32 protein-coding genes and 1 riboswitch are annotated in these 24,936 nt (G+C 64.7%); of the genes, 16 read left to right on the top strand and 16 right to left on the bottom strand.

Annotated elements, in window-relative coordinates:
* Positions 1-115: 115 nt before the first annotated feature.
* From AC0L2J_RS10345 to AC0L2J_RS10335, 3 genes are all read right to left on the bottom strand, one after another.
* Positions 116-481, bottom strand: coding sequence for a hypothetical protein (locus tag AC0L2J_RS10345; protein WP_473389057.1), 366 nt, complete (start codon positions 479-481; stop codon positions 116-118).
* 7 nt (positions 482-488) lie between these two features.
* A complete protein-coding gene (locus tag AC0L2J_RS10340; RefSeq protein ID WP_007614801.1) occupies positions 489-875 on the bottom strand; it encodes a hypothetical protein in 387 nt (128 codons plus the stop codon).
* A gap of 118 nt (positions 876-993) precedes the next feature.
* Complete coding sequence (locus AC0L2J_RS10335; RefSeq protein ID WP_473389056.1) at positions 994-1,254, bottom strand: hypothetical protein; 261 nt, start codon at positions 1,252-1,254, stop codon at positions 994-996.
* A gap of 314 nt (positions 1,255-1,568) precedes the next feature.
* Between AC0L2J_RS10335 and AC0L2J_RS10330 the strand changes: the two genes are divergently transcribed.
* The 5 genes from AC0L2J_RS10330 (at position 1,569) to AC0L2J_RS10310 (ending at position 4,981) form a co-directional block, all read left to right on the top strand.
* Positions 1,569-2,021 (top strand): nuclear transport factor 2 family protein, encoded by a 453-nt coding sequence (locus tag AC0L2J_RS10330; protein WP_007614804.1) that lies wholly within the window; start codon positions 1,569-1,571, stop codon positions 2,019-2,021.
* A gap of 217 nt (positions 2,022-2,238) precedes the next feature.
* Positions 2,239-2,679: a nuclear transport factor 2 family protein gene (locus AC0L2J_RS10325; RefSeq protein WP_473389055.1), complete on the top strand. Its 441-nt coding sequence runs from the start codon at positions 2,239-2,241 to the stop codon at positions 2,677-2,679.
* Between the two features lie 214 nt (positions 2,680-2,893).
* Entirely contained in the window at positions 2,894-3,811 is a 918-nt protein-coding gene (locus AC0L2J_RS10320) for a hypothetical protein (protein ID WP_198287844.1), read from the top strand.
* A gap of 311 nt (positions 3,812-4,122) precedes the next feature.
* Entirely contained in the window at positions 4,123-4,545 is a 423-nt protein-coding gene (locus tag AC0L2J_RS10315; RefSeq protein ID WP_007614810.1) for a hypothetical protein, read from the top strand.
* Positions 4,546-4,843: 298 nt separating this feature from the next.
* A complete protein-coding gene (locus tag AC0L2J_RS10310; RefSeq protein WP_007614812.1) occupies positions 4,844-4,981 on the top strand; it encodes a hypothetical protein in 138 nt (45 codons plus the stop codon).
* A gap of 41 nt (positions 4,982-5,022) precedes the next feature.
* Here the strand turns inward: AC0L2J_RS10310 and AC0L2J_RS10305 are convergent, their stop codons facing one another.
* From AC0L2J_RS10305 to AC0L2J_RS10295, 3 genes are all read right to left on the bottom strand, one after another.
* Positions 5,023-5,169 carry a hypothetical protein gene (locus AC0L2J_RS10305; RefSeq protein ID WP_007614826.1) on the bottom strand — a complete coding sequence of 49 codons (147 nt, stop codon included), beginning with the start codon at positions 5,167-5,169 and terminating at the stop codon, positions 5,023-5,025.
* Between the two features lie 198 nt (positions 5,170-5,367).
* Complete coding sequence (locus AC0L2J_RS10300; RefSeq protein ID WP_473389054.1) at positions 5,368-5,850, bottom strand: MaoC family dehydratase; 483 nt, start codon at positions 5,848-5,850, stop codon at positions 5,368-5,370.
* The gene (locus AC0L2J_RS10295; RefSeq protein WP_473389053.1) at positions 5,850-6,302 is read right to left on the bottom strand and encodes a MaoC family dehydratase; all 453 of its coding nucleotides are present in this window, start codon (positions 6,300-6,302) and stop codon (positions 5,850-5,852) included. The genes AC0L2J_RS10300 and AC0L2J_RS10295 overlap by 1 nt, the downstream gene beginning before the upstream one ends.
* 178 nt (positions 6,303-6,480) lie before the next feature.
* On the opposite strand from AC0L2J_RS10295, the gene AC0L2J_RS10290 reads away from it, so the two are divergent.
* Positions 6,481-6,777, top strand: a complete 297-nt coding sequence (locus AC0L2J_RS10290) for a DUF4282 domain-containing protein (RefSeq protein ID WP_007596805.1) — start codon at positions 6,481-6,483, stop codon at positions 6,775-6,777.
* A gap of 116 nt (positions 6,778-6,893) precedes the next feature.
* Here the strand turns inward: AC0L2J_RS10290 and ychF are convergent, their stop codons facing one another.
* The 4 genes from ychF to AC0L2J_RS10270 form a co-directional block, all read right to left on the bottom strand.
* Positions 6,894-7,991 (bottom strand): redox-regulated ATPase YchF, encoded by a 1,098-nt coding sequence (gene ychF / locus AC0L2J_RS10285; RefSeq protein WP_473389052.1) that lies wholly within the window; start codon positions 7,989-7,991, stop codon positions 6,894-6,896.
* A 5-nt stretch (positions 7,992-7,996) separates the two neighbouring features.
* Positions 7,997-8,602 (bottom strand): aminoacyl-tRNA hydrolase, encoded by a 606-nt coding sequence (gene pth / locus AC0L2J_RS10280; RefSeq protein ID WP_473389051.1) that lies wholly within the window; start codon positions 8,600-8,602, stop codon positions 7,997-7,999.
* 58 nt (positions 8,603-8,660) lie between these two features.
* Positions 8,661-9,380, bottom strand: a complete 720-nt coding sequence (locus tag AC0L2J_RS10275) for a 50S ribosomal protein L25/general stress protein Ctc (protein ID WP_007614832.1) — start codon at positions 9,378-9,380, stop codon at positions 8,661-8,663.
* A gap of 184 nt (positions 9,381-9,564) precedes the next feature.
* Positions 9,565-9,816: an accessory factor UbiK family protein gene (locus AC0L2J_RS10270; RefSeq protein ID WP_007596812.1), complete on the bottom strand. Its 252-nt coding sequence runs from the start codon at positions 9,814-9,816 to the stop codon at positions 9,565-9,567.
* A 169-nt stretch (positions 9,817-9,985) separates the two neighbouring features.
* Here AC0L2J_RS10270 and AC0L2J_RS10265 point away from each other — a divergent pair, with 169 nt between their 5' ends.
* The 8 genes from AC0L2J_RS10265 to AC0L2J_RS10230 all read left to right on the top strand — a co-directional run bounded on the left by AC0L2J_RS10265 (position 9,986) and on the right by AC0L2J_RS10230 (position 17,632).
* On the top strand, positions 9,986-10,717 hold the full coding sequence (locus AC0L2J_RS10265) for a dienelactone hydrolase family protein (RefSeq protein WP_007614833.1): 732 nt from the start codon (positions 9,986-9,988) through the stop codon (positions 10,715-10,717).
* Between the two features lie 14 nt (positions 10,718-10,731).
* Positions 10,732-11,577: a prolipoprotein diacylglyceryl transferase gene (gene lgt, locus AC0L2J_RS10260; RefSeq protein ID WP_473389050.1), complete on the top strand. Its 846-nt coding sequence runs from the start codon at positions 10,732-10,734 to the stop codon at positions 11,575-11,577.
* 20 nt (positions 11,578-11,597) lie between these two features.
* Complete coding sequence (locus AC0L2J_RS10255) at positions 11,598-12,716, top strand: class I SAM-dependent methyltransferase (protein WP_027565372.1); 1,119 nt, start codon at positions 11,598-11,600, stop codon at positions 12,714-12,716.
* Complete coding sequence (gene pgeF / locus AC0L2J_RS10250; protein ID WP_007614836.1) at positions 12,713-13,480, top strand: peptidoglycan editing factor PgeF; 768 nt, start codon at positions 12,713-12,715, stop codon at positions 13,478-13,480. The genes AC0L2J_RS10255 and pgeF overlap by 4 nt, the downstream gene beginning before the upstream one ends.
* Positions 13,481-13,592: 112 nt before the next feature.
* Positions 13,593-14,207 carry a hypothetical protein gene (locus AC0L2J_RS10245; RefSeq protein ID WP_473389049.1) on the top strand — a complete coding sequence of 205 codons (615 nt, stop codon included), beginning with the start codon at positions 13,593-13,595 and terminating at the stop codon, positions 14,205-14,207.
* Positions 14,208-14,400: 193 nt separating this feature from the next.
* Positions 14,401-15,354 (top strand): ribose-phosphate pyrophosphokinase, encoded by a 954-nt coding sequence (locus tag AC0L2J_RS10240; protein ID WP_247495819.1) that lies wholly within the window; start codon positions 14,401-14,403, stop codon positions 15,352-15,354.
* 218 nt (positions 15,355-15,572) lie between these two features.
* Entirely contained in the window at positions 15,573-16,601 is a 1,029-nt protein-coding gene (locus tag AC0L2J_RS10235; protein WP_473389048.1) for a putative zinc-binding metallopeptidase, read from the top strand.
* The gene (locus AC0L2J_RS10230) at positions 16,598-17,632 is read left to right on the top strand and encodes a D-alanine--D-alanine ligase family protein (RefSeq protein WP_473389047.1); all 1,035 of its coding nucleotides are present in this window, start codon (positions 16,598-16,600) and stop codon (positions 17,630-17,632) included. Before AC0L2J_RS10235 ends, AC0L2J_RS10230 begins: the two co-directional genes overlap by 4 nt.
* A 76-nt stretch (positions 17,633-17,708) precedes the next feature.
* On the opposite strand, the gene AC0L2J_RS10225 is transcribed toward AC0L2J_RS10230, so the two are convergent.
* Positions 17,709-18,272, bottom strand: a complete 564-nt coding sequence (locus tag AC0L2J_RS10225) for a 6,7-dimethyl-8-ribityllumazine synthase (RefSeq protein ID WP_473247189.1) — start codon at positions 18,270-18,272, stop codon at positions 17,709-17,711.
* A 76-nt stretch (positions 18,273-18,348) separates the two neighbouring features.
* Positions 18,349-18,506: riboswitch (FMN riboswitch) on the bottom strand.
* 386 nt (positions 18,507-18,892) lie between these two features.
* Here AC0L2J_RS10225 and AC0L2J_RS10220 point away from each other — a divergent pair.
* Positions 18,893-19,393 carry a type III secretion system chaperone family protein gene (locus AC0L2J_RS10220; protein ID WP_007614845.1) on the top strand — a complete coding sequence of 167 codons (501 nt, stop codon included), beginning with the start codon at positions 18,893-18,895 and terminating at the stop codon, positions 19,391-19,393.
* Between the two features lie 202 nt (positions 19,394-19,595).
* Positions 19,596-20,420 (top strand): pyrroline-5-carboxylate reductase, encoded by an 825-nt coding sequence (proC, locus tag AC0L2J_RS10215; RefSeq protein WP_473389046.1) that lies wholly within the window; start codon positions 19,596-19,598, stop codon positions 20,418-20,420.
* A gap of 132 nt (positions 20,421-20,552) precedes the next feature.
* On the opposite strand, the gene AC0L2J_RS10210 is transcribed toward proC, so the two are convergent.
* The 5 genes from AC0L2J_RS10210 to AC0L2J_RS10190 all read right to left on the bottom strand — a co-directional run bounded on the left by AC0L2J_RS10210 (position 20,553) and on the right by AC0L2J_RS10190 (position 24,791).
* Positions 20,553-20,948, bottom strand: a complete 396-nt coding sequence (locus AC0L2J_RS10210; protein WP_473389045.1) for a thioesterase family protein — start codon at positions 20,946-20,948, stop codon at positions 20,553-20,555.
* Positions 20,949-21,143: 195 nt separating this feature from the next.
* Positions 21,144-21,392 carry a tautomerase family protein gene (locus AC0L2J_RS10205; RefSeq protein WP_088931232.1) on the bottom strand — a complete coding sequence of 83 codons (249 nt, stop codon included), beginning with the start codon at positions 21,390-21,392 and terminating at the stop codon, positions 21,144-21,146.
* 55 nt (positions 21,393-21,447) lie between these two features.
* Positions 21,448-22,968 (bottom strand): histidine--tRNA ligase, encoded by a 1,521-nt coding sequence (gene hisS, locus AC0L2J_RS10200; protein WP_473389044.1) that lies wholly within the window; start codon positions 22,966-22,968, stop codon positions 21,448-21,450.
* 50 nt (positions 22,969-23,018) lie between these two features.
* Positions 23,019-23,537 carry a YegJ family protein gene (locus tag AC0L2J_RS10195; RefSeq protein ID WP_007614853.1) on the bottom strand — a complete coding sequence of 173 codons (519 nt, stop codon included), beginning with the start codon at positions 23,535-23,537 and terminating at the stop codon, positions 23,019-23,021.
* Positions 23,538-23,708: 171 nt separating this feature from the next.
* On the bottom strand, positions 23,709-24,791 hold the full coding sequence (locus AC0L2J_RS10190) for a branched-chain amino acid aminotransferase (protein WP_473389043.1): 1,083 nt from the start codon (positions 24,789-24,791) through the stop codon (positions 23,709-23,711).
* Positions 24,792-24,936 lie beyond the last annotated feature (145 nt).

The raw sequence follows: 24,936 nt of genomic DNA, 5'->3' as shown, positions 1-24,936 counted from the left end.
TAAATGACCGGCAGCACAAAAGGCGACGGAAGACGAGTAGGCGAGCGGCTATTCGCGCCGTTCATGAATAGTTTCCGGGCTCGCGCTTCGGGCATTCTGGAGTCGCGAAGGCGCCTCACCCCACGCTTGCTGTCAGTAGGGACAGCAGCAGCACTGAGGCCGTGAGCTGCATCGACGTCGCGGGCTTGGCGCGCCAGCGGGCGATCTTGTCGGAGACGGACAGGCTGGCGTCGAAGAACAGCGGTTCGTAGGCGTTCTTTGCAAAGCTCGGGAATGTCGATCCCGCCCAGATGGCGAGACAGCTGTAGAAAATCGACGCCATCGCGATGGTGAGGACATGATTGCCACCGCGGTCATGTCCCAGCAGCTTCACCATCAGCGACGCCGCGGCGAAGATCGGGAAGCCCTGCAGGATCGCGGTGAGCGCAAAGCCTTCGAGCCAGTTGAGCGGGCCAGATTTCGACGCGGTGATGAAGGGCATGATGCGATCACCCCACGCTCGCCGTCACCACGGCCATCACCGACAGCAGCAGCACGATGGTCATCAGTTGCAGCGACGCGACCGGCTGGGTGCGCCATGCGGTGATCTTGTCGGCGAGCGACAGATGGGCCTCGAAGAACTTCGGTTCGTAGATGGTCTTGAAGAGGTGCGGGAAGCTCGGCCCGAACGTCACCGCAAGCAGCGCATGGGCGAGCGAGGCGATGGCGACGAAGATGGCGACGCCGGGATCGCCAACCAGGTCGTGATTGCCGACCAGCTTGAGCAGGAAGGCGGCGGCGGCGAAGGTCGGGAAGCTCTGCAGCGTCGCGGTCAGCGCGAGGCCTTCGAGCGCGTTGTGCAGGTTGGACTTTCTGACTCTGGCGATGGCGGCCATGGCACGTCTCCCTGATGACATGCGGATGAATCTAGCCGCCATCAGGGAGGCCTGATGTGAGATGCGTCACGCCCATTTCCTCTGCGGGAACAAGGGGCGCGCCCGGAATGACGAAGGATTACAGCTTGCCCTGCCCGTTCACCTGGCTCTGCTGTTGCCGCTGCCTCTGCTGTTGCCGCTGCCTCTCCTGCTCTTGCTGCTCCTTGGCATGATGGCGGCCGTAGAGGCAGCCGGCGGCTGCGCCGAGGACGCCGTGATGGCCGGCATAGTGGCCGGCGACGCCGCCGACGACGGCGCCCTTGATGCAGCCCTTGGCGTTGGCGGCGGAGGTCGCGCCACAGATGAGAAGTGCGGCGGCGATGGCGGCGAGGGATTTCATGGATCGATGTCTCCGAAGGCGGTGTCGCGCTCTCAACGGGCGCGGGCCTGTCAGGGTTCCCCGCCTTCGCTGCCGCGCGCGGCCGCACCCAGTGCTTCCCACGCGCCCCTTTGCTTCGCGCGCCCATGCAGCCGAACGCCACGCGAATTCGTGCAGGGACGCGTTCGCTCAACCGTTAATTGCAGCCATGAACCTGGCATTGCGCTTGCGCGTCATACGTCAGCAATATCCCCTGTGGTTTTGCGGATTGCCGGTGTCCGAGGCCGCGCGCTAGCTTTGCGCGAACTCCACACGGCCAACGAGGGACGGGCGGAATGACGGTCGAGAAGCTCAATCGCCAGCGCGTACTGCATCTGCTCGACGCCATCGCGCGCAGCGATCTCGAGGCCGCGCTGTCGTGCTGCACCGACGACGTCGACTTCCTCACCCACGCGCCAATCGACGTGCTGCCCCACATGGGCCCCTGCCACGGCAAGGAGGAACTCGGCGAATTCTGGCGCACCGTGCAGGAGCGATACGCCGAGATCCGCTACGAGGTGCCGCAGATCGTCGCCGAGGGCGACGCGGTCGCGGCCTATTTGCGCGTGTTCTTCAGGAAGCGCAGCAACGACCGCATCATTCAGGTCGACATGGCCGTGTTCTACACTTTCCGCAACGGCCAGGTGGCGCAGATCCGCGAGATCATCGATTCCTACGATTTGGTGCAGCAGGTGCTGGAACGCGAGATCGGCCCGCTGATCGTGGGCGAGCGGGCGGACGGGGGCTAGCTCTCTCCAGACCGGCCCGAACCGGGAAAATACGGAGTTCTATTGTAAATCTCACACGCAGGGATCAATTGTGCATTGCGAAAACGTGAATTGCGTTTTGGCCGAATTGGCGTATTTTGTTCGTATACAAATGAGTTGAGCGACCCCGCGGCACCTATCCTGTGCGCTTGGGGTTGTTTTTCGTTTTTATCGCAAGCCAGCTTCAGGACTGCCCAAGATGACAGAGCACAGCCTCTGGCGTTTCTCGCGCGCATTGCACCGCGCGATCAACGACCGGCATTTCGAGGACATCGAGGCCCTCATCGACGAGGACGTCGAGTGGGCGCTCTACGGCCCGATCGACATGTTTCCGTTCCTCGGCGCGCGCCAGGGCAAGGACGCCGTGCTCGACGTCATCCACCAGCTCGCGGACAATTTCCAGGTTCGCCGCTTCGACCGCGAGAACATCATGCTCGGCGTCGATTCCGCCGCCTCGATGCTGCGCTATTCGCTGACCGCCTTGGATTCCAGCAAGCCGATCAGCTTGCGGGTCGCGCAGTTCGCCCAGTTCAGGGCGGGCAAGCTCACCAGCATGCGCGTGCTGATCGACACGTTTGATCTGGTCGAACAGGCACTTGGCCGCGCCATTCATCTGCCGAAGATGACCAGCGTCGGCTGAACGGAACACCAACGGGCCCCGCACTTCGGGACCGAAGGCTGATGCTCCCCGCGACGCGTCCTGGCCTCCAGCCCCGCCGGATGCAATCGTGGAGAAGCTCGTCATCGGGCGCGCGCCTTTCGCGCGGCCCGTTGGTTCGCGTTCGATGGAACCGCCACAATTTCGCAACGATGGTTCCGCATCCTCGGCGGGAACTGGGCTGACGGGCAGGACGATGGAATTCGCGACAGGGTTTGGCTGGACCAGGCTGCCGATGCTGGCGGCCGCTTTCATCCTGGGATCGGTGCTGACGGTTTCGGCGCAGATCATTCCGCCCTTCTCCCCCGGCCCGGCCGCGGTGCCCGACGAGGACGCCGAAACGGCGGAGGCCGCTGATGTCAACGACCCCGACGTGCTCCGTGGCATCGACGTCGACAAGCTCGACTGGGGGCAGCTCGCGATCGACGCCGGCACGCTCAACGACATCGTCGCCGCCAAGAAGCGTGCGCAGGCCGCCGCCAAGGACGGGCTGAACTGGACGACGAACGCCAACGCCAACGGCTCCTCGGCGGTGACTGTGAAGCAGTCGGTATCCTCATTCTGGGACGCCCGCATCGGCGCCGACATGACGGTGACGAGCGAGCCGCGGACGATGTCGGAGCTCCTGGCGCAGAAGGCGACCAATGGCGGCAGCGTGCCTCAGTCGTCCGGCAGCGCCTGGGCGGCCGCGACCGCGCCGGGCGCAGGCGCGATCTGGGACAAGACCGCGGTGGAGGCCCGCGTCGATCCCGGCGCCGAGCAGAGCAAGCTCGGGGCCTCGCTGATCAAGTCGGTGCCGCTGTCGGGCGACACGTCGCTGACGCTGCAGAACGGCTACAGCGTCAACCAGCAGGGCACCACGGCGCTTCCCGGCGTCGGCGGTCACATCACGCGCAACTACGAGACCGACCAGTCGGCCAAGGTCACTCTCACCGACACCGGCACCAGCATCACCGCGGGCCAGTCGCTGTCAACCACCGACGACAAATGGCTGCGCAAGGTCGGCGCCGAGCAAAAGCTCTTCGACAACGTCACCGTCTCCGGCTCGGTCGGCGAAACCTCGCAAGGGGCGATCAACAAGAGCCTGACGGCGGGTTTCAAGAAGAGCTGGTAGGTCGGCGCTAATCTTTCTCCTCATCCTGAGGAGCGCGCTCTTGCGCGCGTCTCGAAGGATCGAGGCCCCGCTGCTACAGTTGGGCCTGCATGGTTCGAGATGCGCTTCGCGCTCCTCACCATGAGGAACTAGAAAGTTCAGCGCGGCGGCGTTCAGACTTCCGTAACCATACGCCACGGCAAAGCCCCCGAATGGACCGCCCTTGCCGCACCTCGGCCAAGTTGCGGCCAAAATCCGACGCCCTAGTCCCAGACTGACGTCGTCGTGCGGGGGACACTCGCGCTGCGCTCAACGCGAACAGGGGAATAACGATGAACGCCATGCGCCCGGAAAAGACCGAAGGCACCGAGACCGAGACCATCGACACCAACCTCGCCGCCGTGACGGAAGTCGAAGCAGGCATCCGTGACTTCGTCCGCAACGACATCGCCTATCTGCGCCGTCCGGCAGCGACCGCCACCGACGCGCCGCCGCTCGATCCGAGCGCGGAGGCCACCGTCACCAACGTCAACTCGCTGATCCAGCGCGTCGCCGGCACCTCGCTCGCCGAGATCGAGAATCTGATCTCCGAGCTCGAGAGCCTGCGCGACCTGCTCCACGCCGAAGGCCAGCGCGTCCAGCGCGAGATCTCCGGCTACGCCCAGCTCAGCCAGGCCGCGATGAAGTCGACCCGCATGATCGCCGACAACGTCTCGCAGTGGAAGCGCGCCGCCGACGGCCTGCGCAACAGCTGATCTCGAGATTCCGCATCACCAGCCGCCGCGTTCCGAAAGGGGCGCGGCGGTTTTGATTCTGGTGTGTGTGTGCTCTCCCTCGCCCCGTTCTTACGGGGAGAGGGTTGGGGTGAGGGGCTGCTTCAGAAAATTCGGTGACAGATGGACTCGCGGAGAGTCCCCCTCACCCGGATCGCTGTGCGATCCGACCTCTCCCCGCAAGCGGGGCGAGGTGAAGGTCACCCCTTTGAACTTCCCGCATCCCCCCGGCGACTAACGCCAAGCGCTCCTGCCATCGCGGCGGACCCGGGGACAGTTCATGGAAAGCATTCGGCCCGACACCACCGACCCGATACCGCTGCGGCCCGCGCCGAACCAGTTCGGCACGATCATGCTGCGTTTTGTCGGATTGCTGGCGGTTGCGATCGCGATATTGGCGTTCGTCTATAGCCGCTGAGGGCGGAGGCCGCGTTGCGGCCGTGCGGAGTTAACGAAGTCTTACCGGGTGGCTTCCACGGTCGAGGCTTCCAGGGTGTAGGCGCCGTCGGCATAGCCCTTCACCACCATGCCGGCGACCAGCATCACGGCCAGCGTCGCGGTAGCAAAGATGAATCCGACCAGCTTGAGTGCGCCGCGGTCTGCCATGGTCCTCGTCCCCTGTACTCTGCCCAGTTCGTTCAAATAGACAGCGACAGGTTCATAATTGGTTAGCAACTCGATGGTTCCGCGCACTGCTTCGCGGGAAAACCATGTTGCGCAGGCTTATGGCAGCCGCCCGGAATCGCGTCCATAGCGCGGAAGCAACACTCGCACGCTGTTTTTGCCGTTCATCCTGGAACGAATCTAACCGACGTTCACACGCATCGGCACGAAGGCACTGGCGGTGATGGCGTAGACGTCCTCGCCGCGCTGGTTGGTGCCGGTGGTGCGCGCGGTCAGGATGCCCCAGCCAGGTCGCGAGGCGGAGCTGCGCTTGTCGATGACGACGTTCACGTAGGTGACGATGTCGCCGGCGAGCACCGGCCTGATCCAGCGCAGGTCGCGAAAGCCCGGCGACGGGCCCCACACCGCGACCTCCTCGCCGCGCGAAGCGGCTTCCCGCGCCAGGCGCTGGCCGTCGGCGACAAGCAGGCTCATGCAGGCCGAGCCGACATGCCAGCCCGAGGCCGCGAGCCCGCCAAACAGCGAGTTCTTGCCCTCCTCCTCGTCGAGGTGAAAACGCTGCGGATCGAATTTTGCGGCGAATGTCTTGATCGACTCGGCCGTGAACGTATAGGCGCCGATCTCGCGGCGATGCCCAATCTCGATCTCTTCGAAAAATGGCATCAGACCGCCCCCTCGCGCCGCTTGATCAGGATCGGCGAGGTCATCTCGCACAGCGCATCACCCCCGGCGTTACGCACGGTGCATTTGAACTTGACGATGCCGAGCTCCGGGCGACTCTTCGAGGTGCGGGCCTCCACGATATCGACGTCGAGCATCAGGTCGTCGCCGGGTCTCAACGGCGACAGCCAGCGCACCTCCTCGACGCCGGGAGATCCCAGCGAAGCGGCGCGGGTGATGAAACCGTCGGCCATCATCCGCATCATCAGCGAGCAGAGATGCCAGCCCGAGCCGGACAGGCCGCGCAGCATGCTTTTGCTGGCGGCCTCCTCGTCGAGGTGCATCGGCTGCGGATCGAACTCGGCGGCAAAGGCCACAATCTCGTCGCGCGTGACATGGCGCGGGCCGAATGTTCCGAACCGGCCGGGCGGGAAATCTTCGAAGGTCAGGGTCATCTTGGGAAAGGTTTGAGGGAATGACAGATTGTGGCCGCACTTTGCGGCAATCTCAACCCGCCGGCCCGCATGGCTCGTGCTACATTCGGCGCGCCGGCGTCGGTCTTGAGTCGGATCGATCAGGGGCCACGATCCATTTGCAAGACCCGACAACACCTGAATTGCCCTGGGGAGAGCAATGTTTTCATTCAGCGACCTGTTTCAATGGGACCGCTTTATCACGCCGACGATCATCAAGACCTTCTACTGGCTGGTGATCGCGCTGATCTGCCTATTCGGCCTCTCCGGCATTTTCTCCGGCCTCGCGATGATGGCGATCAGCCCGTTCGGCGGTTTCCTGATGCTGCTGTCGTCGATCGCGAGCGTCGTCGTCGGGATCGTGTTCTCGCGTATCATCGCCGAGTTGATCCTGATCATCTTCCGCATCAACGAGCATCTCGGCGCGATCAGGGATCAGGGCGGCGGGGTGCGGTGAGGCCGTCATTCCGGGGCGCCTCGTAGAGGCGAGCCCGGAATCCATCGAGCCTCAGGACAAGTGGATGAATGGATTCCGGGCTCGCGCTTCGCGCGCCCCGGAATGACAACGTCAGCTTACGTATTGAACCTGAAATGCATCACGTCGCCGTCGGCGACGACGTATTCCTTGCCTTCGAGGCGGAGCTTGCCGGCATCGCGGGCGCCGGCTTCGCCGCCGAGCGCGACGTAGTCCTCATACGCGATGGTCTCGGCGCGGATAAAGCCCTTCTCGAAGTCGGTGTGGATCACACCGGCCGCGCCGGGCGCCTTGGTGCCGCGATAGATGGTCCAGGCGCGCGCTTCCTTCGGGCCCACCGTGAAATAGGTGATGAGGTCGAGCAGCGTGTAGCCGGCCCGGATCAGGCGATCGAGGCCGGCCTCTTCGAGACCCAGCGTCTCCAGGAAGTCGGCGCGTTCGTCACGTGAGATGGTGGCGATCTCGGATTCGATTTTTGCCGAGATGACGACGGCAATGGCGCCTTCCTTGGCGGCCTGGTCCTGCACCGCCTTCGAGAACGAATTGCCAGTCGCGGCCGAGCCTTCCTCGACGTTGCAGACGTAGAGCACGGGCTTGGACGACAGCAGGCCGAGCATCCCGAAGGCACGCTCCTCCTCCGCCTTGCGTTCGACGAGACGCGCGGGCTTGCCCTCGCGCAGCAGCACCAGGGTGCGATTGACGAGGTCGAGCTGCTCCTTGGCGTCCTTGTCGTTGCCCTTGGCCTTCTTGGCTAAATTGTCGACGCGCTTCTCGAGGCTGTCGAGATCGGCGAGCATCAGCTCGGTCTCGATGGTCTCGATGTCGGCGAGCGGGGCGATCTTGCCCTCGACATGGGTGATGTCGGAATCCTCGAAGCAGCGCACGACATGCGCGATGGCGTCGACCTCGCGGATGTTGGCGAGGAACTGGTTGCCGAGGCCTTCCCCCTTGGAGGCACCGCGCACGAGGCCGGCGATGTCCACGAAGGTCAGCCGGGTCGGGATGATCTGGCCCGACTTGGCGATCGCTGCGAGCTTATCGAGCCGCGGATCCGGCACCGCGACCTCGCCGACATTCGGCTCGATCGTGCAGAACGGATAGTTCGCCGCCTGCGCCGCGGCCGTCTCGGTCAGCGCGTTGAACAAGGTCGATTTGCCGACATTGGGCAACCCGACGATCCCGCATTTAAATCCCACGAGCGTTATTCCTTGCCGTTGTCGTCCTTGGTCAAAAATCCCTTCGCCTGCATGGCGAGGTGCACCCTGTTGGCGAAGGTCGCGTCCGTGCCTTTGGCAACCAGTGCCGCGTGCTCGGCCACCGCGTCGCAGAGCGTCGCCACCCAGTCGTTGTCGGCTTTGGCGAAGTCGGACAGCACGTGGCCGTGCACCAATTCCTTGACGCCGGGATGACCGATGCCGAGCCGCACCCGGCGGTACTCGTTGCCGATATGGGCGGAGATCGAACGCAGGCCGTTGTGGCCGGCGATGCCGCCGCCGATCTTCACCCGCACCTTGCCCGGCGGCAGTTCGAGTTCGTCATGGAATACGGTGACGTCGCCCGGCGCGATCTTGAAGAAGCTTGCCGCTTCCTGAACGCTGCGGCCGGAATCATTCATGTAGGTCATCGGCTTGAGCAGGATCACGCGCTCGGTGCCGAGCATGCCCTCCGAGGTCTCGCCCTGAAACCTGCGGCGCCAGGGCGCGAACCCATGACGCCGCGCGATCTCGTCGACGGCCATGAAGCCGACATTGTGCCGGTTACGTGCGAATTTCGGGCCGGGATTGCCGAGCCCAACAAAGAGTCGCATGACGCGGCGCGCCCCTCGCTCGGCGCGCGGTCAGGGACCGCGCGCCAGCTTTGAGAGATTACTTCTTCTTGTCGCCGCCGGCGGGAGCCTTGGCAGCCGGGGCCTTGGCAGCCGCTGCCGGAGCAGCAGCACCAGCAGCCGGAGCGGCACCAGCCGCCGGAGCAGCAGCACCCGCAGCAGGAGCAGCAGCCGCGGCCTTCAGCTCTTCGGCGTAACCGGACGGCGGCACGATGGTGACGAGGGTCGCGTCCTCGGCGGTCAGCGCCTTCACGCCGGCCGGCAGCTTGATGTCGGAGAGATGCAGCGAGTGGCCGATTTCGAGCGAACCGACGTCAGCCTCGATGAACTGCGGGATGTTCTCCACACCGCACTCGAGCTCGATCGCATGCGCAACGATGTTGACGGCGCCGCCGCGCTTCACGCCGGGCGAACCTTCAGCCTTCACCACGTGCAAGGGAACGCTGATGCGGATGGTGGCGCCTTCGCCGAGCCGCATGAAGTCGACGTGGATCGGGAAATCCTTGACCGGATCGAGGTGGTAGTCGCGCGGAATCACGCGGTGCTTGTTGCCCTCGAGGTCGATGTCGACCAGCGTGGTCAGGAACCTGCCGGCGAGGATGCGCGAGCGCAGTTCGCGATCGTCAACCGAGATCGTCAGCGGGGGCTGGTTGTTGCCATAGATCACTCCGGGCACTCTCCCGGCGCGACGCTCAGCCCGGGCGGCCCCCTTGCCGCTCTTCGGACGTGCGGTCGCCTTCAATTCCTTGACGGTCGCCATAACGTTAAGTCCTTGTTTTTGCAAAAGTTAATGGGCCGCAACGCGGCCCATGGCATACGCCGCAGCAAGCCTCCAGGGGTGCGGGGGCTGCGGACGTGGCGGGCTTTTACCCGGAAGACGCGGAAATGACAAGGAGAATGGGCTACCGGGCGGAACCGGATCGCCCGGATGGACCCCGGCGGAGTTAGCCGCCGAGCTTGGCCTCCAGCGCCGCGATGCGCGCCTTCAGAGCCTCGTTCTCTTCACGCGCCAGACGCGCCATGTCCTTGACCGCCTCGAACTCTTCGCGCTTGACCAGGTCCATGTCGCGCAGGAATTTTTCGGCCTGGGTGCGCATCACCGTGTCGAACTCGCGCTTGACGCCCTGCGCGGCACCGGCGGCGTCGTTCATCAGGCGGCCGATCTCGTCGAAAAACCGGTTGTTGGTCTGGGTCATGTCGGTCTCCTGGCCGCTTTCGATGAACTCTGCGCGAACGCGCGGGAAGACAATGGCAATCCGTTTGGGCCGGTTCAAGAGCCGATCGGCGGTATCCTTGTCATGCCCCGGTTTCCTTGCAATCGTATTCAACGTCCCTGCATAAGAAGAATCACAAAAGGCGCTCGAGATGATCGACCAGCAGATCGCGATCCCCACCAAGGACGGCCACACCGCAACTTTCATCAGCCATCCCGAGCGCGGCGGGCCGTTTCCGGTCGTCCTGTTCTACATGGACGCGCCGGCGATCCGCGAAGAGCTGCGCGACATGGCGCGCCGGCTCGCGACATCGGGCTATTACGTGATGCTGCCGAACCTCTATTACCGCTCCGGCGTGATGGAGCTCGGCGCGCTGCCGGCCGATCCGAACGCGCCGGAGCGCAAGCGCATGTTCGCGCTGATGGGATCGCTCACGATCCCCATGATCATGGACGACACGCGGGCACTGCTCACCTATGCCGAGGGCCAGGCGGCCGCGAACACCAAGCTGGTCGGCACCGTCGGCTACTGCATGAGCGGCCGCTACGCCGTCAACGCCGCCACGCATTTCCCCGATCGCGTCAAGGCCGCCGCTTCGGTCTACGGCACGCAGCTCGCAACCGACCAGGACGACAGCCCGCATCTCGCGGCGGCCAAGACCAAGGCCGAGCTCTACTTCGCCTGCGCCGAGACCGACATCTACGCGCCCGCCGAGATCATCGAGAAGGTGAAGCAGGGCATGAGCGGCGCCAAAGCCGAAGTCGAGATCTATCCCGGCACCCATCACGGCTTCGCCTTCCCCAAGCGTCCGGTCTATGATCGCGACGCCGCCGAGCGGCATTGGGAGCGTCTGCTGGCGCTCTATCGCCGCAATCTCGTCTAGTCATAGAAGGCGCGATGCAACTTCTTCTCATCGACTTTCCCGCCTTCAAGCCGATCGCGATCGAGATCGGTCCGTTCGCGATCCGCTGGTATGCGCTGGCCTATATCTGCGGCATCGTGTTCGGCTGGCTCTATGCGCGCTCGCTCGTGAAGAAAGAGCGGCTGTGGGGCGGCCCGGCACCGATGTCGCTGGTCCAGATCGACGACTTCATCCTGTGGGTCACGCTTGGCATCATCCTCGGCGGTCGCACCGGCTATGTGCTGTTCTACAATCTGCCCTTCTTCATCGACCATCCCGCCGCGATCCTCAGGCTGTGGGAAGGCGGAATGTCCTTCCACGGCGGCTTTCTCGGCTGCGTCGTCGCGGTGATGTGGTTCGCCTATCGCAACGGCATCTCGATCCTGTCGCTCGGGGACATCACCACAGCCGTCGCCCCCGTCGGGCTGCTGCTCGGCCGCATCGCCAATTTCATCAACGGCGAATTGTGGGGCCGCGCCGCCGACCCGGAGCTGCCCTGGGCGATGATCTTCCCCAACGATCCCACCCAGCTGCCGCGCCATCCAAGCCAGCTCTACGAGGCCGGCATGGAGGGCATTTTGCTGTTTGCGGTCCTCGCGGTCATGATCCGCTTCGGTGCCCTGAAGCGGCCGGGCATGATCCTCGGCGCCTTCATCCTGATCTATGGATTGAGCCGGATCGCCGGCGAGCATTTCCGCGAACCGGACGTCCAGCTCGGCTTCCTCTGGGGCGGATTAACCATGGGCATGCTGTTGTCGATCCCGATGCTTATTGTGGGCGGCATACTTATTGTATTGGCAGTCAGGCGCGGTTCGCCTGAGCCCCCAGGGGCTATTCGTTAATTCCTTTGAGAAGATAGGCCGTGACCGACCAGCCGTTACTCGACGAGATCAAGGCGCTGATCAAATCCTCAGGCCCCATGCCGGTCTGGCGGTACATGGAACTGTGCCTGATGCACCCGCGCTATGGCTATTACGTCTCGCGCGATCCCTTGGGACGAGAAGGCGACTTCACCACCGCGCCCGAGGTCAGCCAGATGTTCGGCGAGCTGTTGGGCCTGTGGACCGCTTCGGTGTGGAAGCAGATGGGCTCGCCGCAATTCCTGCGGCTGATCGAGCTCGGCCCCGGCCGCGGCACCATGATGGCTGATGCGCTGCGGGCGCTCCGCGTGCTGCCGCCGCTCTACCAGGCGCTCCACATCCACATGGTCGAGGTCAATCCGGTCCTGCGCGAACGGCAGAGTGCGACGCTGTCGGGCGTGCGCAACATCGCCTGGCACGACAGCATCGACGACGTGCCTGAGGGACCGAGCATCATCCTCGCCAACGAATATTTCGACGTGCTGCCGATCCACCAGATGGTCCGTCACGAGAACGGCTGGCACGAGCGCGTGATCGAGGTCGACGCCAACGGAAAACTTCAATTCGGCGCGGCGGCGGAGCCGACGCCGCGCTTCGAGGTGCTGCTGCCGCCTCTGGTGCGCGCCGCGCCCGTCGGTGCCGTGTTCGAATGGCGGCCCGATGCGGAGATCATGAAGCTCGCCAGCCGCGTGCGCGACCAGGACGGCGCGGCGCTGATCATCGATTACGGCCATCTGCGCAGCGATGCCGGCGACACCTTCCAGGCGATCGCGCGCCATACCTTCACCGATCCCCTGAAGGCGCCGGGCCAGGCCGACGTCACAGCCCATGTCGACTTCCAGGCGCTCGCGCGCGGGGCGGAGGACGTCGGTGCCCGCGTGCACGGGCCGGTGACGCAGGGTGATTTCCTCAAGCGCGTCGGCATCGAGACCCGTGCAGCCGCCTTGATGCAGAAGGCAGCGCCTGACGTCGCCACCGACATTTCGATCGCGCTCAAGCGCCTGACCGAAACCGGGCGCAGCGGCATGGGTTCGATGTTCAAGGTGCTCGGCATCTCCGAGCCGCGGTTGACGGGCCTTGCCGGCCTCAGCGATCTCGAACGCGCCGGAGACGGTTCATGACGCTTGCCTCCTCGCTGCTGTCGGCGGTGCCCGGCCTGCGCCACGCCTTCTTCACCCGCGAGGGCGGCGTCTCGGGCGGCATCTATTCCGCGCTGAACGGCGGGCTCGGCTCCAACGACGATCAAGCCCTTGTCGCGGAGAATCGCCGCCGCATGGCCGAGCATGTCGGCGTCGCACCGGAACGCTTTCTCAGCCTGCACCAGATCCACTCGCCGGACGTCCTCATAGCCGAGACGCCTTGGCCGAGCGGGCCGCGGCCGAAGGGCGATGCGCTGGTGACGAAGGTGCCCGGCGTCGCGCTCGGCGTCTCCACCGCCGATTGCGGGCCGGTGCTGTTCGTCGATCCCGACGCGGGCGTGATCGGGGGCGCGCATGCCGGCTGGAAGGGCGCGCTCACCGGCGTGCTGGAGTCGACGATCTCGGCGATGGAAAAGCTGGGCGCCTCGCGGAGCCGCATCATCGCCGCGATCGGCCCGCTGATCCGCCAGGACAGTTATGAAGTCGGCAACGAGTTCGTGGCGCGCTTCATCGAGGCGGATGCGGACAACGCCATGTTCTTCATCCCATCGGTGCGCGATGGACACGCGATGTTCGATCTCGCCGGCTTCATCCGGAAGCGCCTGGAAGCCGCGGGCATCCTGATGATCGACGATCTCGGTCTGGACACCTATGCCGACGAACGCTTCTTCAGCTACCGCCGCTCGGTGCATCGCAAGGAGCCGGATTACGGCCGCCACGTTCACGCAATCGCGCTCGAAGCGTGAACACAAGGGCAACCCGTATCATTCCGGGGCGATGCCTGCGCGCGATGACGGTGGGCTGTGGCGCCCCCGCCCTAGACGTTAATGCGTTTTAACGATATCGCTGCCCTCCATAATGAGGGATGCGTCATTCATCTTGCGCCGCGCGGGTTCGCGCGTGCTGGCGGTCATGCTCCTGACGGCTGCGGCCGCGCTTGGCGGCTGTGCCGGTGGCGGTGGTGCCGCGAACTCCTATGCGATGGCGCCGAGCGCCGGCTCCGGGGCGACAGTCGCGTTCGAATCGATCGACGGACCGCCGCCGCAAGTGTTCGACCGCATGGTCGGCGTGCTCGACAGCGAATCCAAGCTGCGCAGCCTGTCCGTGGTCTCCCGCGAGGGGACGGCTGCCTACCGCGTGCGCAGCTACCTCTCCGCCCAGATCGTGCGTGGCAAGACCGTGATCGCCTGGGTCTGGGACGTCTACGACGCCAACCAGCAGCGGGCGCTGCGCCTTTCAGGCGAGGAACCGACGGGGGCCAAGGGCGGCCGCGACCCTTGGAGCGCTGCCGACGACCTCGTGCTGCGCAAGATCGCCCAGGCCGGATTCAGCGGACTTTCCAACATGATCAACGGCACGCCGGATGCGCCGAACTCGGCTCCCGGCTTGCGCGGGCCGGCCGTGGCGAGCGTGATACCGGAGGCTCCGGTGGCCGAGATGCCGGCCTCGGCGCTGGGCTATGCCGAGCGATAACCCCCGCGAAACCACGGTCCCAACTTCCGGCCAAACCGTTGGCCGGACTCGGGATTTCGCAGGGAAAACGTAGCGTCCCGGGTTGCCATTGCAGCCTCCGGCCTGATATTTCCTCGCCCGTCGTAACCGTGCTTCCAGTGGGTATTGTTTGATGTTGAACATCGTGTCCAGCAAAGCGCGGGAGGAAGCGTCCATGTCGGCCAAGAACGGCTCCATCAAGCTCGTCGCCGGCAACTCCAATCCGGCTCTCGCGCAGGCCATCGCGCAGGGTCTCGACCTGCCGCTGACCAAGGCGGTGGTGCGGCGCTTCGCCGACATGGAGATCTTCGTCGAGATCCAGGAGAACGTGCGCGGCTCGGATGCGTTCGTCATCCAGTCGACCTCGTTCCCGGCGAACGACCATCTGATGGAATTGCTGATCATCACCGACGCATTGCGCCGCTCCTCGGCGCGCCGCATCACCGCGGTGCTGCCCTATTTCGGCTACGCCCGGCAGGACCGCAAATCGGGCTCGCGCACGCCGATCTCGGCAAAACTCGTCGCCAATCTGATCACGCAGGCCGGCGTCGACCGCGTCATGACGCTGGACCTGCATGCCGGCCAGATCCAGGGCTTCTTCGACATCCCGACCGACAACCTTTACGCGGCACCGCTGATGGTGCGCGACATCAAGGACAAGTTCGATCTCTCCAAGACGATGGTGATCTCGCCCGACGTCGGCGGCGTGGCGCGCGCACGCGGTCTCGCCAAGCGCATCAACACCCCGCTCGCGATCGTCGACAAGCGCCGCGAGAGGGCGGGTGAATCCGAGGTCATGAACGTGATCGGCGACGTCGCCGGCTACACCTGCATCCTGATCGACGACATCGTGGACTCCGGCGGCACGCTGGTGAACGCCGCCGACGCGCTGATCGCCAAGGGCGCCAAGGATGTCTACGCCTACATCACCCACGGCGTGCTCTCCGGCGGCGCGGCGGCCCGAATCACGAACTCCAGGCTGAAGGAGCTGGTGATCACCGATTCGATCCTGCCGACGGATGCGGTGAGCAAGGCGCCGAACATCCGCACGCTGCCGATCGCCAGCCTGATCTCCGACGCGATCGCGCGCACCGCCGCGGAAGAATCGGTGTCGAGCCTGTTCGACTAAGCACGCTGACCTCGTAGGGTGGGTTAGCCCTGCGGACTGCGCGAAGCGCAGACCGCTCGGCGTAACCCACCACTTCTGCCCCCGCGGAAAGTAAGAGGTGGGTTACGGCTGCGCCTAACCCACCCTACGGCTCCCTCACGCGCAAGGCGCGGGTTGTTGCCAACGAGCGCCCATGACATCATCCGAATCCCGAGTCATCTCTGCCCTCTGGATGCCCGATGCCACGCCGGAAATTTGCCTGGGAGAAGCTGTCGGATGACGAGTTGCTCAAGCAACGCCTCTCCAGCCTGAGGGTTACGGTCGAAGGCACCTGGCTCGAGGACTGCGTCAGCACGCTGTACGAGGAGCTCGAGGAGCGCGGCATCCGGCTGCGGCCGCACACCTGGATGTCGAGCGAATGGTTCAGTCCGGGCGGCGTTCCCGGCATCGCCATTCCGTTCTATCTCGCTCATCCGCGCCTGATGAAGCTCGAGAAGAAGATGATGTTCGACGTCGAGGGCGGAACCTGGCGCGAATGCATGGCCATCCTCCGTCACGAAGCGGGCCACGCCATACAGCACGGCTTCCAGTTGCAGCGCCGCCGGCGCTGGCAGCAACTGTTCGGCCCGTCGTCGAAACATTATCCGCGCTATTACCGGCCCAATCCGGCGAGCCGGCGTTACGTCCAGCATCTGCGGCTGTGGTATGCGCAGAGCCATCCGGACGAGGATTTCGCCGAGACCTTTGCGGTGTGGCTGCGGCCGCGCTCGAACTGGCGGACGCGATACGCTGGTTGGCCGGCGCTGAAGAAGCTCGAATATGTCGACGAGCTGATGGGCGAGATTGCGGGCAAGCGACCGCCGATCACGACGCGAGAGCGTGTCGATACGCTGGGTCGGCTCAGCCAGACGCTCGAAGAGCACTACAAGAAGAAGCAGGCGTTCTACGCCTTCACACCTCCCAAGACCTATGACCGCGATCTCTCCCGGCTGTTTTCAGCCGATCCACGGCACCACCGCTCAAAGCCGGCTTCAGCCCTGATCAGGCGCCACCGCTCCCAGATCAGGCAATTGGTCTCCCGATGGACCGGCGAGAATCAGCTTACGCTCGATGCCGTGCTTGACGAGATGATCTCTCGTTGTCGCGAGCTCGATCTGCGCGCCGCCGGTCCCGAACAGAAGCTGGTTCTCGACTTCATCGTCCTCGTCACCGCCAAGACGATGCACACGATGTTTGGCCCGTCTCGACGAAAATGGATCGCGCTATGAGACGTCTGCGCATTCTGGTCCTCATGCATCCGGACTTCGTGCCGCCGGACTCCAGCGACGGGCACACCGCGCAGGAAATCAACGCGTGGAAAACCGAGTACGACGTGGTGAGTACCTTGCGCGCGGCCGGCCACGAGGTTCGACCACTCGGCGCGCAGGAGGAAATCAAGCCGGTGCGCGAAGCGATCGAGGAGTTCAAGCCGCACGTGGTTTTCACGTTGCTGGAGGAATTCCACAACAACGTCGCCTTCGACCAGCACATCGCGAGCTATCTCGAGCTGATGAAGGTCCCTTATACCGGGTGCAATCCGCGCGGACTGACCCTGGCCCGCGGCAAGGATTTGTCCAAGACGCTGGTGCATCACCGCCGGATCGCGGCGCCGGCCTTTGCCGTCTTCCCGATGCGCCGCAAGGTGAAACGCCCGACGCGTCTTGCGCTGCCGCTGATCGTCAAGAGCCTGAACATGGATGGCTCGTTCGGCATCTCGCAAGCCTCGATCGTCGATACCGACGAGAAGCTGGCGGAGCGGGTCGCCTTCATCCACGAGCGGGTTGAATCCGCCGCCATCGCCGAGCAGTTCATCGAGGGGCGAGAGCTTTACGTCGGCGTGCTCGGCAACAACCGCTTACGCGTTCTGCCGGTCTGGGAGTTGAAATTCGGCAGCATGGGCGGCCGCTCGTCACGGCACATCGCCACGGAGAAGGCCAAGCACGACACCGACTATCAGGAGAAGGTCGGCATCGTCGACGGGCCCGCGAAGGATCTGGCGCCGGAAGTGACCGCCAGGATCCAGCGGGCCGCGAAACGCATCTACCGGGTGCTTGGCCTCGACGGCTACGCGCGCATCGATTTTCGTCTCACCGCCGACGGCACGCCGTATTTCATCGAAGCCAATCCCAATCCCGAGATCGCCAAGAGCCAGGAATTCGCCACGGCGGCTCTACATGCCGGGCTCAAATACCCGGCTCTCCTGCAGCGCATCCTGACGCTCGGGATCAGCCGCGCCAAAGCGGGCGTGTCATTGGGGTAATGACGGCGGCGATCGCCCCTCATCCTTCGAGACGCGCTTGGCGCCCCTCGGGATGAGGGATGGTCGTTGCGCCGCGTTACACGATTCCCGCGGCGACCTGGCCGCGCAGGCGTTCGAGCCCGAGCAATGTCTCCGCACAGGCGGCCGCAACCTCGACGCCCTTGATCGCGAAATGCCTGCGGAAGAAATCGTAGTGCACCTCGGTCTCGTGGAATTGCTGCGGTGTCAGCACCGCGGAGAACACGGGCACCTCGGTGCGCAGCTGCACGTCCATCAGCGCCTTGATCACGGTGTCGGCGACGAACTCATGGCGATAGATGCCGCCGTCGACGACGAGGCCGGCCGCGACGATCGCGGTGTAGCGCCGTGTCTTGGCCAGGATCTGGGCGTGCAGCGGGATCTCGAACGAGCCCGGCACCTCGAACACGTCGACATGATTGAGGTGGCGTGCTTCCGCCTCCCTCACGAAGGCGATACGGGCCTCCGCGACCACGTCGCGGTGCCAGCAGGCCTGCACGAAGGCCACCCGCTGCGGTTTCGCGAAGCGCGGATGGTCGGGCGCCGGATCCTGCGGAACCGGCGGTGGCGTTTGGGTTGGTTGGGAGGTTTCGGCTTGGGTATCTTGCAACATCTGATTCATGGCTTTCCTCAGTTAAGGACCAGAATCAGGGCACACGGAACGACAAACAGCCGCATCCTGCGATGCGTCTGCCACCGACCGTTCTCTTTCATCCGGACTTTAACCGTCGGCTTCGGAGTTGCACCGAATCTGCTGACCCTTCCCCTCAGCAAGGCTTTGAGGAAGGCGCTCGCGGGCTTGGGCCTTACGGCCCTTACCGCCGGTGGGGACTTTCACCCCGCCCTGAGAACATCGGCCGTCCGGAATGAACGGCCTAAACCGAAATATGACGCCGGTTCGGGGCCGCGGCAAGCGGGTTCCGCATGGGAAAACCGCATGGTCCCATGCCGCCATGGCGGTCCAGGGGCACGGGACGGAATTAACGATTGGCGGGCCATCCAATCCGATTCCGATTTGTTCTTCCCGTTAATAATTGTGGCGGAGATGAGCTGTGGACGAACGAGTCCTGACTTGTGGACGGACTCGGCAGCCAGTTGCGCAGATTCCGCAAATCACATCAGTTGATCCGCGACAAGCCCGCGCTGATCCGAACGGATCGCCTTAACGAATTTAAAGGGAGCGCGCGCCGGACCAACCGCGTGCGTATCAAAGACAACAAGAAGGCAAGAGGTCGAGACGGCATGTCCCTGCTCGAAGGCACCATCGATTCCAAAAACCATCCGCTCGCGGTGGTCGAGGATATCGCTGCCAGCAACAACTGGCCGTTCGAACGCTCCGGCGAAGACGAACTCACGATTGTCTCCAAGGGACAATGGACCGACTACCAGATCTCCTTCACCTGGATGGGCGAGATCGAGGCGCTGCATCTGGCCTGCGCCTTCGACATGAAGATTCCGGTTGCGCGGCGATCGGAGGTCCAGCGGCTCGTCGCGGCGGTCAACGAGCAGTTGTGGGTCGGGCATTTCGACCTGTGGACCACCACCGGCATGATCATGCACCGGCAGGCCCTGGTGCTACCGGGCGGGCTCATCGCCTCCACTGGGCAATGCGAAGCCATGCTCGCCGGCGCCATCCACGCCTGCGAACGCTATTTCCCGGCGTTCCAGTTCGTGGTGTGGGCGGGCAAGTCCACGACGGAAGCCATGGACGCGGCCATGTTCGACACGGTGGGCGAGGCGTAAGCGCACTCTTGAGGCGGCGAGCGAGCCCGGCTTTCTTCCACCGTCGTCCTGGCGAAAGCCAGGACCCATACCGCGAGGTCTTTGTGTAGCTCGCGATGCTTGTTGCCCTGCCATCCTTCCACTAGAACCAGCCGTGGTAATGGGTCCTGGGCCCCCGTGCGCAATTGCGCACTAGGCCAGGACGACGGCGGTGGCGACAGCGATGGCGAACAGCACTCTCGAAAACATCACCGGCACCATCCTGCTCGCCGGCGCCGGCAAGATGGGCGGCGCAATGTTGACCGGATGGCTTTCGGGCGGGCTCGATCCGCGCCGGGTCGCGGTGATCGATCCGCACATCTCGGCCGAGATCACCGCACTTGCCGCCAAGGGCGTCGCGCTCAATCCTGATGTGACGACGGCGGGCCAGGTCGAGACGCTCGTGGTCGCGGTGAAGCCGCAGATGTTCCGCGAGGCCGGCGCCAAGCTGAAGTCGTTCGTCTCCGACAAGACCGCGGTGGTGTCGATCATGGCGGGAACCACCATCGCCTCGCTCGAGGAGGTCTGCGGCGGCGCGGTGGTGCGCGCGATGCCGAACACGCCGGCCGCGATCGGTCGCGGCATCACGGTGGCTGTCGCCGCGAACAGCGTCAGCGCGCCGCAACGCGCGGTGGCCGATGCGCTGCTACGGGCCACCAGCTCGGTCGAATGGGTCGACGATGAGAGCTTGATGGACGCGGTGACCGCGGTGTCCGGCTCCGGCCCGGCCTATGTGTTTTTGCTGGCGGAAGAGCTCGCGCGCGCCGGCGTCGAGGCCGGCTTGCCCGAGGCGCTGGCGACAAAACTCGCGCGCGAAACCGTCGCCGGCTCGGGTGAACTTCTCCACCAATCGGATCTGCCGTCGAGCACGCTGCGCCAGAACGTCACCTCGCCCGGCGGCACCACGGCCGCGGCGCTCGGCGTGCTGATGGGCGAGCCCGGCCTGCGCGATCTGATGATCCGCGCGATCGCGGCGGCGACGCGGCGGTCGAAGGAATTGGCGAAGTAAGGAAGCTATCTCCTCATGGTGAGGAGGCGCGAAGCGCCGTCTCGAACCATGCAGGCCCCGCTCTCGCCCGGGGCGATCCTTCGAGACGACCGCTGCGCGGTCCCCTCAGGATGAGGGCAGAGCAAGCGGCTCCTAGCTCGCCCCCAGCCGCTTGTTGAACATCTCGACATTGACGAGCCCGCGCGCGTGGCGGCCTTCGCCGAGTTTTCGCAAGCCCTCGAAGGCCTCGACCTCGAAGCGGATGACGCGGCGCTCGACTGCGAAAACCTTCGCGGTGGTCCGCACCGTCGCACCGACCAAAGCTGCCGCAAGATGGCGGATATCGACCTCGGTGCCGACGGTGACCCAGCCGGGCTGAAGCGCGGCACGAATCGCATCGCCCGACGTCATCTCCATTTCCAGAATCATCATCGGCGTCGCATAGACCATCGGCATGCCGGGCACGAAATGCCCGACCGTGCGCTCCACCGGCACCACCAGCGTGCGCTCGGCGCTCATGCCGACCTTGATGAAGTCGCGTGCGTCCATGGAGCCTCCCCCGTCGTCCCGGACAAGCGAGCAAAGCGAGCGCCGATCCAGGACCCACCCCGACTGAACATTGTCATGCGCGGCCGAAACCACGACCTGCTGCAACAACTGCCGCTTGGGGTAATGGGTCCTGGCCCCCGTGCGCAATTGCGCACTAGGCCAGGACGACAGTTGCGTTTGCAGCTACAGCGTCGGCTACTTCTTCGCAGCCGCCGCGCGCTCCACGAACGTCTTGCCGCCCTTCATCTTGTGGGCGAGCGGGGCTTCGTTGATCTGGATGACAACGGCGTCGGCATCGACGCCGAGATTCTTCACCAGCGCCTGGGTGATGTCGCGCATCATGCCGGCCTTCTGCTCGTCGGTGCGGCCCACGGCCATGCTGACAGTGATCTCAGGCATTTTTCTCTCCCTTGGGGCCGAACACCGGCCATTGACGGTCGTCATCAAACAGGACGTGGATGCCCGGGACAAGCCCGGGCATGGCGGCGTCAGCGAATGGCTAGCCCCAGCTCACGTCATGGCGCGCCAACACCTCGCGCACTTTGGCGACGAGGTCGGCCTCGCTGCACGAGAACTGCGCCGGGCGGCTCTCGCGCCATTCCTGGTTGGAAGCGATCGCGGCCGCCGCCTTCGCGCCCTCGATCAGATCCTTGATCTGCACCTCGCCACGCGCTTTTTCATCCGAGCCCTGGATGATGACGCAAGGCGCATTGCGGCGGTCGGCATATTTGAGTTGGTTGCCCATGTTCTTGGGATTGCCGAGATAGAGCTCGGCGCGAATGCCTGCGGTTCGCAACGATGCAACCATCTTCTGGTAGTCGGCGACGCGATCGCGGTCGAACACGGTGACGACGACGGGGCCGAAGCCGGGCCTCGTGTCGAGCTTGCCGAGCAGCGTCAGCGCGGCCTGAAGGCGCGACACGCCGATGGAAAATCCAGTCGCCGGCACCGGCTCGCCGCGGAAGCGCGAGACGAGACCATCATAGCGGCCGCCACCGCCGACCGAGCCGAAACGGACCGGGCGGCCTTTTTCGTCCTTGGTGTCGAGCAGCAGTTCGACCTCGTAGACGGGGCCGGTATAATATTCGAGGCCGCGCACGACGGACGGATCAATCTTGATGCGGTCTGCGCCGTACCCCGACGCCGTCACCAGTTTGGCGATCTCTTCCAGCTCGCTCACGCCGGCCTGACCGACTTCGCTCTTGGCGAGATAGGTTTCCGCGGCGGCAATGGCCTCTTTCCAATCGTCGCGCGGCTTGGTGATGGCAAGAACGACGTCAGCCTCCGACGCGTTCAGGTTGGCGCCCTTCGTGAAGTCGCCCTTGCCCTCTTCGCCGCCATCCCATCTGCCGGGACCGAGGAGCTTGCGAACTTCCTCGGCAGGAAATTTGTCGAGCTTGTCAATGGCACGCAGCACGGTCAGTCTGCGCGCTGCGTTCTCTTCGCCGCCGAGCCCGATCGCTTCCAGAACGCCGTCGAGCACTTTTCGGTTGTTGACCTTCACGACATAGGAGCCACGCGCGATGCCGAGCGCCTCCATCGTGTCCGCGGCCATCATGCAGATCTCCGCGTCCGCCGCCGGCGTCGCCGAGCCGACCGTGTCGGCGTCGAACTGCATGAACTGACGGAAGCGGCCGGGGCCGGGCTTCTCGTTGCGGAACACGTAGCCGACGCGGTAGCTGCGATAGGGCAGGACCAGACCATCGGTCCCGTATCGCTCGCCGACGTAGCGCGCGAGCGGCGCGGTTAGATCATAACGCAGCGAGATCCACTGCTCGTCGTCGTCCTGGAACGAGAACACGCCCTCGTTCGGACGATCCTGGTCGGGCAGGAATTTACCGAGCGCGTCGGTGTATTCCATCGCCGGCGTTTCCACGGGCTCGAATCCGTAGAGCTCGTAGACGGCGCGGATCTTCTCCACCATCTCGCGCGTGGCCCGGATCGCGGCGGGATCGCGATCCTCGAGCCCGCGCGGCAGGCGCGCCTTCAGTTTCGGCGATTTTTTGGGTTTTTCGGCCATGCGCGGCATTTACCAGCCGACGCGGGGTGCGGCAACTGCCGGGTAGGCCCTTACGGCTGCTCCATCCGCGCCCGGAGCGCGTCGGCATCCGCCTTCGGCATGGATTTCAGCAGCGGCCTGATGGTTTCGCCGCCGACGATCTTGCCGTTGCGCATGAACATCCAGTCCGAGATGTCGGCATCCTTGAACGCGGCGAGGTCTCCCAACCGCTTTCCTGGCAGATTTCGCGGCGTATCCCCAAACCGCGCTGCATATTCCCCACCCGGAAGCTTCTTCACTTCACTCATCCAGATGTGCTCGTCGTTCCCGGTGCTCGGAAATCGAACCTTGAGAGCGTGCTCCGTCTCCGTTCGCTTTGGTGCTTCATAGGAAGCCCAGAAGACAGGCAAGGTAGCGCGTGCGCGAGCGATCGCGGCATTCATCTCGGCGTCGGTGTCGGCCACGCTGATGACCCGGTCCGCCACCTCGACCGCCGGTCCAGGCCTCAATGTTAGAATGCCGAAGAGAGCGACCGCCGTGACGACAGCGGATACGGCCCATTTGATTGGCTGGGAGAGATTGGCAGGCATGTGGCAACGTGAAGCTTGATGTCCTAGTCATTGTCGCACAGTTGCACTGATGGATTCAACAACTAAAGGTCAGCGCCATTCGTGCAAACGCAGCGCAGCTCCTTCCAAGGAAGTTGCGCTGCGTTTCCGTTTAGCGAGCTTGGGCCCGGCACTCTGCCCGGACACGAAGCCTCAATCCACCTTCCGTATCCAGTTGTGCGGATCGTTGGTGCGGCCGTACTGGATGTCGACGAGCTGCTTGCGCAGCCCCATGGCAACGGGGCCCGCGGCGCCGCCGCTGATCTCGAAATCGCCGCTCACCGACCGCACCGTGCCGATCGGCGAGATCACGGCCGCGGTGCCGCAGGCAAACGCTTCCTTCAGCTTGCCGCTTGCCGCATCCTTGCGCCACTGGTCGAGCGAGTACGGCTCCTCGCGCACGATCTTGCCGGCGTCTTTGGCCAGCGCGATGATCGAATCGCGGGTGATGCCGGGCAGGATCGTGCCGAGCGGCGGCGTCGACAGCGAGCCGTCGTCGAACACGAAGAACACGTTCATGCCGCCGAGCTCCTCGATATAGCGGCGCTCGATCGCATCGAGGAACACGACCTGGTCGCAGCCGTGCTGGATCGCTTCGGCCTGGGCGCGCAGGCTTGCGGCATAGTTGCCGCCGCATTTGACGGCGCCGGTGCCGCCGACGGCAGCGCGCGTGTAATTCTCGGACACCCAGATCGAGACCGGCGCGGGGCCGCCCTTGAAGTAGGAGCCGACCGGCGAGGCGATCACCGCGAAGATGTATTCGGACGACGGCTTGACGCCGAGGAAGGTCTCGCTCGCGATCATGAAGGGGCGCAGGTAAAGACTGCCCTCGCCGCCCGGCATCCAGGCGCGGTCGATGCGCACGATTTGCTCGACCGCCTCGATGAAGACGTCTTCAGGGAGCTGCGCCATCGCCATGCGGTCGGCCGAGTCCTTGAAGCGCCGTGCATTGGCGTCGGGGCGAAACAGGTTCACGCCGCCGTCATCGCGCTTGTAGGCCTTGAGGCCTTCAAAGATTTCCTGGGCGTAGTGCAGGACGGCGCCGGCCGGATCGAGCTGGAAATTGGTGCGCGCCTCGACACGCGCCTCGTACCAGCCGCCCTTGGCCTGGTTGTAGCGGACCACTGCCATGTGGTCGGTGAAGACCCGCCCGAAACCGGGGTCAACCAGCTTGGCGACCCGATCCTTCTCGGGGGTCGGATTGGATGCGGGCTGGATGTCGAATTTCATGCTCATGTCCTTGCCTCCCGCTGCCGGTGGCGGCGCCGTTCTGGCACCCGCCTGCCCTGATTTGGGCCCGGCTGGCTCGATTGGTTTCTGGCCGGACCGCCGCCAGCCTTGTTACGGCCGGTTTCCGTGGCCAGCATGTCACCGAGGACAT

This window comes from Bradyrhizobium sp. MV1.5 (assembly GCF_055807615.1).
The sequence above is the reverse complement of the archived record's forward strand: the minus strand, read 5'-3'. Positions and strand labels throughout refer to the sequence as shown.

Bases quoted from the DNA above. Each gene is read 5' to 3' on its own strand.
- AC0L2J_RS10345 (WP_473389057.1), bottom strand. From the start codon at position 481: ATGCCCTTCATCACCGCGTCGAAATCTGGCCCGCTCAACTGGCTCGAA.
- AC0L2J_RS10340 (WP_007614801.1), bottom strand. From the start codon at position 875: ATGGCCGCCATCGCCAGAGTCAGAAAGTCCAACCTGCACAACGCGCTC.
- AC0L2J_RS10335 (WP_473389056.1), bottom strand. From the start codon at position 1,254: ATGAAATCCCTCGCCGCCATCGCCGCCGCACTTCTCATCTGTGGCGCG.
- AC0L2J_RS10330 (WP_007614804.1), top strand. From the start codon at position 1,569: ATGACGGTCGAGAAGCTCAATCGCCAGCGCGTACTGCATCTGCTCGAC.
- AC0L2J_RS10325 (WP_473389055.1), top strand. From the start codon at position 2,239: ATGACAGAGCACAGCCTCTGGCGTTTCTCGCGCGCATTGCACCGCGCG.
- AC0L2J_RS10320 (WP_198287844.1), top strand. From the start codon at position 2,894: ATGGAATTCGCGACAGGGTTTGGCTGGACCAGGCTGCCGATGCTGGCG.
- AC0L2J_RS10315 (WP_007614810.1), top strand. From the start codon at position 4,123: ATGAACGCCATGCGCCCGGAAAAGACCGAAGGCACCGAGACCGAGACC.
- AC0L2J_RS10310 (WP_007614812.1), top strand. From the start codon at position 4,844: ATGGAAAGCATTCGGCCCGACACCACCGACCCGATACCGCTGCGGCCC.
- AC0L2J_RS10305 (WP_007614826.1), bottom strand. From the start codon at position 5,169: ATGGCAGACCGCGGCGCACTCAAGCTGGTCGGATTCATCTTTGCTACC.
- AC0L2J_RS10300 (WP_473389054.1), bottom strand. From the start codon at position 5,850: ATGCCATTTTTCGAAGAGATCGAGATTGGGCATCGCCGCGAGATCGGC.
- AC0L2J_RS10295 (WP_473389053.1), bottom strand. From the start codon at position 6,302: ATGACCCTGACCTTCGAAGATTTCCCGCCCGGCCGGTTCGGAACATTC.
- AC0L2J_RS10290 (WP_007596805.1), top strand. From the start codon at position 6,481: ATGTTTTCATTCAGCGACCTGTTTCAATGGGACCGCTTTATCACGCCG.
- pth (WP_473389051.1), bottom strand. From the start codon at position 8,602: ATGCGACTCTTTGTTGGGCTCGGCAATCCCGGCCCGAAATTCGCACGT.
- AC0L2J_RS10275 (WP_007614832.1), bottom strand. From the start codon at position 9,380: ATGGCGACCGTCAAGGAATTGAAGGCGACCGCACGTCCGAAGAGCGGC.
- AC0L2J_RS10270 (WP_007596812.1), bottom strand. From the start codon at position 9,816: ATGACCCAGACCAACAACCGGTTTTTCGACGAGATCGGCCGCCTGATG.
- AC0L2J_RS10265 (WP_007614833.1), top strand. From the start codon at position 9,986: ATGATCGACCAGCAGATCGCGATCCCCACCAAGGACGGCCACACCGCA.
- lgt (WP_473389050.1), top strand. From the start codon at position 10,732: ATGCAACTTCTTCTCATCGACTTTCCCGCCTTCAAGCCGATCGCGATC.
- pgeF (WP_007614836.1), top strand. From the start codon at position 12,713: ATGACGCTTGCCTCCTCGCTGCTGTCGGCGGTGCCCGGCCTGCGCCAC.
- AC0L2J_RS10245 (WP_473389049.1), top strand. From the start codon at position 13,593: ATGAGGGATGCGTCATTCATCTTGCGCCGCGCGGGTTCGCGCGTGCTG.
- AC0L2J_RS10240 (WP_247495819.1), top strand. From the start codon at position 14,401: ATGTCGGCCAAGAACGGCTCCATCAAGCTCGTCGCCGGCAACTCCAAT.
- AC0L2J_RS10235 (WP_473389048.1), top strand. From the start codon at position 15,573: ATGCCACGCCGGAAATTTGCCTGGGAGAAGCTGTCGGATGACGAGTTG.
- AC0L2J_RS10230 (WP_473389047.1), top strand. From the start codon at position 16,598: ATGAGACGTCTGCGCATTCTGGTCCTCATGCATCCGGACTTCGTGCCG.
- AC0L2J_RS10225 (WP_473247189.1), bottom strand. From the start codon at position 18,272: ATGAATCAGATGTTGCAAGATACCCAAGCCGAAACCTCCCAACCAACC.
- AC0L2J_RS10220 (WP_007614845.1), top strand. From the start codon at position 18,893: ATGTCCCTGCTCGAAGGCACCATCGATTCCAAAAACCATCCGCTCGCG.
- proC (WP_473389046.1), top strand. From the start codon at position 19,596: ATGGCGAACAGCACTCTCGAAAACATCACCGGCACCATCCTGCTCGCC.
- AC0L2J_RS10210 (WP_473389045.1), bottom strand. From the start codon at position 20,948: ATGGACGCACGCGACTTCATCAAGGTCGGCATGAGCGCCGAGCGCACG.
- AC0L2J_RS10205 (WP_088931232.1), bottom strand. From the start codon at position 21,392: ATGACGACCGTCAATGGCCGGTGTTCGGCCCCAAGGGAGAGAAAAATG.
- hisS (WP_473389044.1), bottom strand. From the start codon at position 22,968: ATGGCCGAAAAACCCAAAAAATCGCCGAAACTGAAGGCGCGCCTGCCG.
- AC0L2J_RS10195 (WP_007614853.1), bottom strand. From the start codon at position 23,537: ATGCCTGCCAATCTCTCCCAGCCAATCAAATGGGCCGTATCCGCTGTC.
- AC0L2J_RS10190 (WP_473389043.1), bottom strand. From the start codon at position 24,791: ATGAGCATGAAATTCGACATCCAGCCCGCATCCAATCCGACCCCCGAG.